General features: G+C 55.2%; 1 rRNA gene. It reads right to left on the bottom strand.

Features of this window, described 5'->3' with window-relative positions:
* Positions 1–78: 78 nt before the first annotated feature.
* Positions 79–2,327: ribosomal RNA gene (locus tag ACSZLD_RS16765) — 23S ribosomal RNA — on the bottom strand; the annotation flags it as partial.

Raw genomic sequence — 2,327 nt, 5'->3', positions numbered from 1 at the left:
ATGAGCGTACCCGCTCAAAACCGGATAACGCGAAAACGAATCGTGTGTCTTGGTCGCTCTGCCGAGCGACGATGTTCATTGGTTAAGCCCTCGATCGATTAGTATCTCTCCGCTGCACGTGTCGCCACGCTTCCACGCGAGACCTATCTACCTCGTCATCTCCGAGGGATCTTACTCACTTAGGGTGATGGGAAATCTCATCTTGAGGGGGGCTTCATGCTTAGATGCTTTCAGCACTTATCCCGTCCACACGTAGCTACCCAGCGATGCTCCTGGCGGAACAACTGGTACACCAGCGGTATGTCCATCCCGGTCCTCTCGTACTAAGGACAGCTCCTCTCAAATTTCCAACGCCCGCGACGGATAGGGACCGAACTGTCTCACGACGTTCTGAACCCAGCTCGCGTGCCGCTTTAATGGGCGAACAGCCCAACCCTTGGGACCTACTTCAGCCCCAGGATGCGACGAGCCGACATCGAGGTGCCAAACCTCCCCGTCGATGTGGACTCTTGGGAGAGATTAGCCTGTTATCCCCAGGGTAGCTTTTATCCGTTGAGCGACGGCCCTTCCATACGGTGCCGCCGGATCACTAAGCCCGACTTTCGTCCCTGCTCGACCTGTCTGTCTCGCAGTCAAGCTCCCTTATGCCTTTGCACTCTGCGAATGATTTCCAACCATTCTGAGGGAACCGTTGGGCGCCTCCGTTACTGTTTAGGAGGCGACCGCCCCAGTCAAACTGCCCGCCTGACACTGTCCCTGGACCGGATCACGGTCCGAGGTTAGGATGTTCAAACAGCCAGGGTAGTATCCCACCGATGCCTCCACCGAAGCTGGCGCTCCGGTTTCCAAGGCTCCTACCTATCCTGTACAAGCTGTTCAAACACCCAATATCAAGCTGCAGTAAAGCTCCATGGGGTCTTTCCGTCCTGTCGCGGGTAACCTGCATCTTCACAGGTACTATAATTTCACCGGGTCTCTCGTTGAGACAGTGCCCAAATCGTTGCACCTTTCGTGCGGGTCGGAACTTACCCGACAAGGAATTTCGCTACCTTAGGACCGTTATAGTTACGGCCGCCGTTTACTGGGGCTTCAATTCAGCGCTTCTCCCCGTAAGGGGATAACGCCTCCTCTTAACCTTCCAGCACCGGGCAGGTGTCAGCCCCTATACATCGCCTTGCGGCTTGGCAGAGACCTGTGTTTTTGATAAACAGTCGTTTGGGCCTGGTCACTGCGGCTCCCCCAGGCTATTCACCCTGGGGAGCACTCCTTCTCCCGAAGTTACGGAGTCATTTTGCCGAGTTCCTTAACGAGAGTTCTCCCGCGCGTCTTAGAATTCTCTTCCCGCCTACCTGTGTCGGTTTGCGGTACGGGCACCCGTTTCCTCGCTAGAGGCTTTTCTTGGCAGTGTAGGATCGGGAACTTCGGTACTTTATTTCCCTCGCGGTCACAGCTCAGCCTTACGGCAGACGGATTTACCTGTCTGCCAGCCTCTTCTGCTTCGACGCACACGTCCAGCGGTGCGCTTTCCCTACCTTCCTGCGTCCCCCCATTGCTCAAATGGAAACAAGGTGGTACAGGAATCTTTCGCCTGTTTGCCATCGCCTACGCTTTTCAGCCTCGGCTTAGGACCCGACTAACCCTGAGCGGACGAGCCTTCCTCAGGAAACCTTAGGCTTTCGACGGAGGGGATTCCCACCCCTCTTTTCGCTACTCATACCGGCATTCTCACTTCCAGGCGCTCCACACGTTCTTCCGATCGTGCTTCGCCGCCCCTGGAACGCTCCCCTACCACGGACACACCAGACGGTGTGTCCATCCAAAGCTTCGGTGATACGTTTAGCCCCGGTACATTTTCGGCGCAGAGTCACTCGACCAGTGAGCTATTACGCACTCTTTCAATGATGGCTGCTTCTAAGCCAACATCCTGGTTGTCTAAGCAACTCCACATCCTTTTCCACTTAACGTATACTTGGGGACCTTAGCTGTTGGTCTGGGCTGTTTCCCTCTTGACTACGGATCTTAGCACTCGCAGTCTGACTCCCGAGGATAAGTCGTTGGCATTCGGAGTTTGACTGAATTCGGTAATCCTGTAGGGACCCCTAGTCCAATCAGTGCTCTACCTCCAAGACTCTTCCCTCGAGGCTAGCCCTAAAGCTATTTCGGGGAGAACCAGCTATGTCCGAGTTCGATTGGCATTTCACCCCTACCCACACCTCATCCCCGCATTTTTCAACATGCGTGGGTTCGGGCCTCCATCCAGTGTTACCTGGACTTCACCCTGGACATGGGTAGATCACCCGGTTTCGGGTCTACGACCACGTACTTCT

Origin of the sequence: Alkalicoccus luteus (assembly GCF_052061695.1) — a bacterium.
GTDB lineage: Bacteria > Bacillota > Bacilli > Bacillales > Salisediminibacteriaceae > Alkalicoccus > Alkalicoccus luteus.
This window is presented reverse-complemented; position numbering and strand designations above follow the sequence as displayed.